Raw genomic sequence first — 5440 nt, 5'->3', positions numbered from 1 at the left:
GCGGATCCCTGCTTCCTTGAGGGGCAAAAAGGCCGGGGATTTGCCGCCAATATCCACCAGAGCGCCATCGTTCTGATGTTGGAAGATGCGGCCTTGCACCACCTGCCCCGGTTGAAAGCTGAGGTTTTGCTTGTCTAAAGCCTGGGCAAAATCTTCCGCGGAAAACGTATCGGCAGCCTGAGAGCGAGAAGAGCGAACGGTCATGGAAAGGGCTCAATTCGAAAAGCAATGTGTTTCAGGATAACCCAAAACTTGCCAGGGATCCCAGCTCCAGCCTCTGGCCTAGATGTAGTACATGAGCCGAGCCTGTTGCTGTTGTGCCTGCCGGTCGCAGAGGTCTTGTAGGGTGGTCTTCTGGAGAATGGCTACCGCCGCAGCTTGGGCATCTTGCCAGGCCTTCAGGAGCACTTCCCGCTCTGGGGTGAGATCGCCCGAGGGCAAGTCGCGGGAGCGGGTGAGATCTTCCCCCTCGATGGCCTGGATAACATCCAGCAGCGAGATCTGCCAGGGTGCTCGGGCCAGGAAGTAGCCTCCCTTGGATCCCCGTTGGCTGCGCACCAACCCCTGTCTGCGCAAGGTGGCCAGCAATTGCTCCAAGTAGCGGTCGGGTATGGACTGATGAGCCGCAATTTCTTTAATCTGCAGCACCTGGCCATCACTGTAGTGCTGGGCCAATTCCAGAAGGGCCAGGAGAGCATATTCACTTTTGCAAGACAGTTCCAAGATATCCATCCTTGTGGAGGGCTTAGGTCTATGATACTCCGGTTTTTCACTGGGGTTTAGCGGGATCCCGCCCTGAGCTGGCAATGGGATCCAGCCTGTAAGGTGGAATAGGCCCCTTTGGGAATGGTTTATGGCGAGTGTCAGCACCCGGTCTGGTTCAGCACGGATCCCGGCAGAGCGGTTACAAAACTTACATCAACAGATTGGCAAGCTGATTGCCAATATTGAATCGGTGTTTCAGGGCAAATCGCAGGTGGTGCAGGCGGTGGTCACGGCCTTGGTTGCGGAAGGTCATGTTTTGCTTGAAGATGTGCCCGGTGTGGGCAAGACCACTTTGGCGCGGGCCATCGCCCACAGTTTGGGAGCCAAGTTTCAGCGGATTCAATTTACCAGCGACCTATTGCCGACAGATATCCTTGGCCTCACCCTTTTCAACAAAGAAAAAGGGGATTTTGAATTTCGTCCCGGCCCCATTTTTGCCCACGTGGTCTTGGCGGATGAAATCAATCGCACCTCGCCCCGCACCCAAAGTGCCCTGCTGGAGGCAATGGCGGAAAAGCAGGTTTCGCTGGACGATCGCACCTACCCGCTGCCCAGCCCATTTATGGTGTTGGCCACCCAAAATCCTTTGGAGTACCACGGCACCTATCCCCTCCCAGAAAGCCAGTTGGATCGGTTTTTGGTACGGCTGTCGATTGGCTACCCCAGCCCTGAGGTAGAGCGAGCTTTACTCTTGCAACGGCAACAGGCCGAGCCGGTGGATGCTCTGCAGCCGGTTCTCTCCCTGATGGAGTTGCGGGAGATTCAGTCGGCGGTGGATCAGGTGTATTTGGATGGATCCCTGGCGGACTATCTTCTGCAGGTGGTGCAGGCCACTCGCGTGTCCAAGCTGCTGCGGGCGGGGGTATCCACCCGTGGAGCCCTGGCCTTGGCGCGGGCAGCACGGGCTCAGGCGCTGGTGAAAGGGCGCAGCTTTTGTCTACCGGAAGATCTGCAAGCACTGTTCGTGCCGGTACTGACCCATCGGGTTTCTCTGGCCGGGTCGGGAGAGATGGCCGGCAACCGACGGCAAGAGGCTGAGGCGGTGATTCGGGATATTGTCTCCACAATTGAGCCGCCTGTTTGAGGGATCCGTAGCAGCAATGGTTAACTACAGCAGTGAGTCGGGTCGGATCCGGGGATCCATCCACATCAGGAGCAAATCGGCCAACAAATTGCCCAGAATGAGCATCACGGCCCCCAGCAGAAGCCCCGCCATCACCACATTGATGTCGAAACTTTGAACAGCCTCCAAGAGCAGCTTGCCCAGCCCCGGCCAATTGAAGAAAAACTCGGCAATAAAAGAGCCGCTGAGCAGATTGGCAAACTCAAAGCCCAAGATCGTGATCAAGGGGTTGACGGCGTTGCGCAGCGCGTGCAACCAGATCACCCGCCACTCTGGGATCCCACGGGCCCGCGCCGCCTGGATGTATTCCTGCCGCAGCACATCCAAGAAATTGCCGCGCGTAATCCGCTGCAGCCCGGCAAAGCTGGTGATGCTCAGGGCCAGCGTGGGCAGGAGCAGGTGGCGGCCCAGATCCAGCAACTTTTCCCCCAAACTAAGCTCGGCAAAATAAACACTGGTCATCCCCCCTACCGGCAGCCAGCTCACGTTTTGGGCCACAATTAGCAGCAAAATGGCCAGCACGAAGCTGGGCATGGCCTGGCCCAGGTAGCTGAGCAACTGCAACGCCCGATCCAGGGGGGTGTTCTGCCGCAGCGCCCCCAGGATCCCAAGGGGAATGGCGACCAGCCAAGTCAGCACCACAGAGGACACCGCCAACAGCAAGGTAGCGCCGGCGCGGGAGAGGATGAGCTGTGCTACCGGCACGCGATAGGTGTAGCTCACCCCGAAATCCCCTTGCAGCAGGTTGCCCAGCCAGGTCAAGTACTGCCAAACCAAGGGCTTATCCAACCCCAGCCGCGCTTCCTCTTGGGCAATAAACTCCTGGCTGAAACTGGGATCCGCCCGCAAGGGATCCAAAAAATCTCCGGGGGCCAGCTGCAAGAGCAAAAAGCTGAGCACCGTGATCAACAGCAGCACCGGCACCGCTTGGGTGATCCGCTGCAAAACTAAGGCCAGGGGAGGCCAAAGGTCAAAAGCGCGGGAACGGGAAGGCGGAGAGGAGGTTACAGCCACAGATGCAGATGGATACCTTAAGTGGTGCGCTCTTTGAGTTGGATTCTTGTCGAACTATGCTGACATCCTTGCGGCCAGATTTCCAGTGTGGGGTTTGCCAAGTCGAGCGGCTCTCTTGCAGGGGAATTGAGGGCTCAGGCAGTCCGGCAGACAGAAGCTGAAGCGGTACACTAGTCAGAAGCTTTTTTCATCGAGTCCCGTTGGGAAGACCTCTTGCGAAACCTGTTTCTTACCGGCGCTAGCGGCTGCCTGGGGCACTATGTGTTGGAGCGCCTGGCCCAGCAAAGGGATCCCGAGTTTCCGGAGCGGCCCGCCTACCACCTGTACGTTCTCATCCGCGAGACCAGCCGCCTACGGCTGCCCCTGGAACGACTCCCTGCCCCCATCACCCTAGTACCCGGCGATCTCCTGCGCATCCGGGAACACGCCGCTCTGCTGCGACAGATGGATGGGCTGATCCACATGGCAGCGGCTTGGGGGGATCCCGCCCTGGCTTGGGCCGTGAATGTTACCCACACCCTGGAGCTCTTTCAGTTGTTGGATCCGGAGCGCTGTCAGCAGGTGATCTACTTTTCCACGGCCAGCCTTTTGAACCAGGACCTGGAGCCTTTGGCCATTGCCGGACGGGCCGGCACCGACTACATCCGCAGCAAGTACGAGATGCTGCTGCGGCGGCAGGAAAGCGGCTTCTGGCCGGAGCGCCTGCTCACCCTTTATCCCACCCTGCTCTTTGGCGGCAGCCCCCACCACCCCTACTCCCACATCACTGCCGGCCTCAAGGACGTTCTCCGCTGGCTGGATCTGATCCGCTTTTTGCGGGTGGATGCCAGCTTCCACTTTATCCACGCTGCCGATGTGGCCGAGATGGTCGCCCACTGGGTGGCTCATCCCCCAGGCGCAGGAGATTGGGTGTTGGGCAACTCCCCCTTGTCTTTGGATGAGTGCGTGGAACAGGTGTGTGCCTATTTCAAAAAGCGGATTTATTTCCGCGTGCCCCTGCCTTTGGCTTTGGTTCGCGGCTTGGCCTTCTTGTTTCGGGTGCGGCTTTCCGAGTGGGATGAATATTGTCTGCGCCACCGCCATTTTGTTTACCCGGCCCTTTCTCCAGGAAGCCTGGGTTTGCGCTGCCGGTTTCCCACTTTGGCCTCTCTTTTGGATGCCTACCTTTGAGCTAGACAGGGATCAGCTCCGGGGGGCAGCCGGGTCAACCGCCAAGCCTTGAAGCTGGGCCGCAATGCGCTCGCGGTTGAGGTTTTGCCCAATCAGCACCAGTCGGGTCAAGCGCGGCTCCTGGGGTCGCCAGGGGCGGTCGTAGTAGGTTTCAAATCGGGATCCCACCCCCTGCAGCACCAGGCGCATCGGCTTGTAGGGGACGGCCACAAATCCTTTGATCCGGTAAAGACATTCCTCTTGGGCCAACTGGCGTAGCTGAGCCACCAGGGATCCCGGCTCATAACCTCCCTCCAAGCTGAGGTAGAAAGACTCAAAAGCTTCGTGCTCATGCTCCTCCCCGTGATCGTGGTGGCTGGGGCGGCGCTCCAACTGATCTTCCACCGCCGCATTAAAGCCCAAGAGCACTTCTGGGGGAACCTGCCCCCGCTCACAAGGGAGGATTTGAACCTCAGGGCGCAAGTGGTGCCGCAGCCAGCTTTCCACCCGAGCTTGCTCCTCTTGGGTAATCTGATCCACCTTGGTGAGCACCACCAAATCGGCACAGCTCAACTGATCCTCAAACAATTCCTCAAGCGGAGTCTCATGGTCCAAACTTTCGTCAGCCTGCCGCTGCGCCTCCAGGGCCGCCGGATCCCCCACCAGTTGCCCGGAGGCCAGAGCCTGACCATCCACCACCGTAATCACCGCATCCACCGTGGCGCCTGTACGAATGGTGGGCCAGCGGAAAGCCTGCACGAGCGGCTTGGGCAAGGCCAGTCCTGAGGTTTCAATCAAAATGCAGTCTAGCTCCGCCCGCCGCTGCAACAGAGCTTCCATGGTGGGCAAGAACTCCTCCTGCACCGTGCAGCAGAGACAGCCGTTGGCCAGCTCCAGAATGGGGATGGATCCCTCCCCCTCACACAGTTGGCAATTCCGCAGCAACTCGCCGTCGATGCCCACTTCGCCAAACTCGTTAACCAACACGGCAATGCGGCGGCCCTGGTTGTTGAGCAAAAGGTGACGGATCACCGTGGTCTTGCCGGATCCGAGAAATCCGGTGATGACGGTAACAGGGATCTTGTGCATCTGCTCTGATGACTCAGCGCTCTTCAGTTTCCACCCCAAACTTTCTTTCTGCCAATCCTTGAGGGGGGGATGCCCAAAAAAAGGCCCCCGGCAAGGGGGGCCAAAGGTACATTCCAGAGGGACTTATGCCCTTATCGGATCGGCTTCATCCGGTAAACCGGCTCGTTTTCGCGGCTGATCCCTTTCTCAAAGCCAGCAGCGGCAGCGCGAGCGCGACCGGCATGCCACAGGTGGCCGACAAAGAACAGGAAGCCGAAGATGAAGTTGTGAGCAGCCAACCAGGTGCGCGGGCTGGTGAAG

At 58.9% G+C, this 5440-nt stretch carries 6 protein-coding genes and 1 pseudogene; 2 read left to right on the top strand and 5 right to left on the bottom strand.

Annotated features, from left to right (window positions below):
• Window positions 1-204 (bottom strand): S1 RNA-binding domain-containing protein (locus NW837_RS14285; protein WP_414332251.1); only part of this gene is annotated, 204 nt, incomplete at its 3' end.
• 78 nt (window positions 205-282) lie between these two features.
• The gene (locus NW837_RS14280; RefSeq protein ID WP_414332250.1) at window positions 283-723 is read right to left on the bottom strand and encodes an RrF2 family transcriptional regulator; all 441 of its coding nucleotides are present in this window, start codon (window positions 721-723) and stop codon (window positions 283-285) included.
• A 130-nt stretch (window positions 724-853) separates the two neighbouring features.
• On the opposite strand from NW837_RS14280, the gene NW837_RS14275 reads away from it, so the two are divergent.
• Complete coding sequence (locus tag NW837_RS14275; protein ID WP_414332249.1) at window positions 854-1849, top strand: AAA family ATPase; 996 nt, start codon at window positions 854-856, stop codon at window positions 1847-1849.
• 24 nt (window positions 1850-1873) lie between these two features.
• Here the strand turns inward: NW837_RS14275 and NW837_RS14270 are convergent, their stop codons facing one another.
• Entirely contained in the window at window positions 1874-2902 is a 1029-nt protein-coding gene (locus tag NW837_RS14270) for an ABC transporter permease (RefSeq protein ID WP_414332248.1), read from the bottom strand.
• A 213-nt stretch (window positions 2903-3115) separates the two neighbouring features.
• Between NW837_RS14270 and NW837_RS14265 the strand changes: the two genes are divergently transcribed.
• A complete protein-coding gene (locus NW837_RS14265) occupies window positions 3116-4072 on the top strand; it encodes an NAD-dependent epimerase/dehydratase family protein (protein ID WP_414332247.1) in 957 nt (318 codons plus the stop codon).
• Window positions 4073-4084: 12 nt separating this feature from the next.
• On the opposite strand, the gene cobW is transcribed toward NW837_RS14265, so the two are convergent.
• Window positions 4085-5140 (bottom strand): cobalamin biosynthesis protein CobW, encoded by a 1056-nt coding sequence (gene cobW / locus NW837_RS14260; RefSeq protein WP_414332246.1) that lies wholly within the window; start codon window positions 5138-5140, stop codon window positions 4085-4087.
• Window positions 5141-5271: 131 nt separating this feature from the next.
• Window positions 5272-5440, bottom strand: a pseudogene (locus NW837_RS14255) (Photosystem II reaction center protein); the annotation flags it as partial.

Origin of the sequence: Synechococcus sp. R6-10, assembly GCF_047461815.1 — a bacterium.
Taxonomy (GTDB): domain Bacteria; phylum Cyanobacteriota; class Cyanobacteriia; order Thermostichales; family Thermostichaceae; genus Thermostichus.
Note: the sequence above shows the minus strand (reverse complement) of the source record. Positions and strands in the feature narration are given on the sequence as shown.